The organism is Vagococcus sp. WN80Y (assembly GCF_059621045.1).
In genome coordinates, this window is record NZ_JCAQHY010000039.1 from 1 (window position 1) to 880 (window position 880).

Sequence of the window (880 nt, forward strand, 5' to 3'; positions counted from 1 at the left end):
AGCGATGACGAATGATACTCATGACTTTTTCGCAAAAAAATGGTAGGGGTGAAAGATCTAAGCTACTTGTTTAGCACGGTCCTCCATTTCTTGGGGCGTTAAATAGTTAATACTTCCATGAAGTCGTTTGCGATTATAAAACCCTTCTATATATTGAAATAATCTTCTCGATGCCTCTTCAACGGTTTGATAAGACGTTTGATAGACCTCTTCTTTTTTTAGCGTGGCATGAAATGATTCTATCCCCGCATTGTCGTAAGGACAGCCTTTTCCGCTAAATGAATGACGGATTTTTAACTCGTTCAATCGAGTCTCGTAAGACTCACTCGTGTATTGGCTGCCTAAATCTGAATGAAGAATCAAATCTTTTGTCACTTGTTGCGTTTGAACCGCTTTGTCTAAGGTATCTAAAACCAAATCCGTTGTCATCCGTTTCCCAAATGACCAAGCGATAATCTTTTTAGAATGGATATCTTGAATAGAAGATAAATAACACCACCCATCTTTAACGGTATGAATGTAAGTGATATCCGTTACCCATTTTTGATTTACACCTGTTGTTGAAAAATCACGCTTAAGAAGATTGTCGCGTTCTTGAATGCGTTCAGAAGTTGAGTGACCCGGACGCCATTTTTTGATGATAATCGACTGAATAGCTAATTGGCGCATTAGCTTTTGAACGCGTTTCAAGCTAATGTTGATCTGTTGTTTTGCCAGTGCCTGATGAATTTTGGGCGCGCCATATCGACGGCCAGAATCTAAATAAATCCTCAAGATTCTGTCGCTTAACTTTTTATTTTCCTTTGTTCGATTCGAGTCAGTTCGGGTTAATCTTTCATAATAACTTGAACGGGGAAGTTCAAGTAGCTGGCAGGCTCTA

At 39.2% G+C, this 880-nt stretch carries 1 protein-coding gene; it reads right to left on the minus strand.

The annotated features are described in order from the left end of the window. Positions 1-57 precede the first annotated feature (57 nt). Positions 58-880: IS3 family transposase (locus tag AC5KOD_RS02525; RefSeq protein ID WP_496912969.1), on the minus strand; the 823-nt coding region annotated here is incomplete at its 5' end.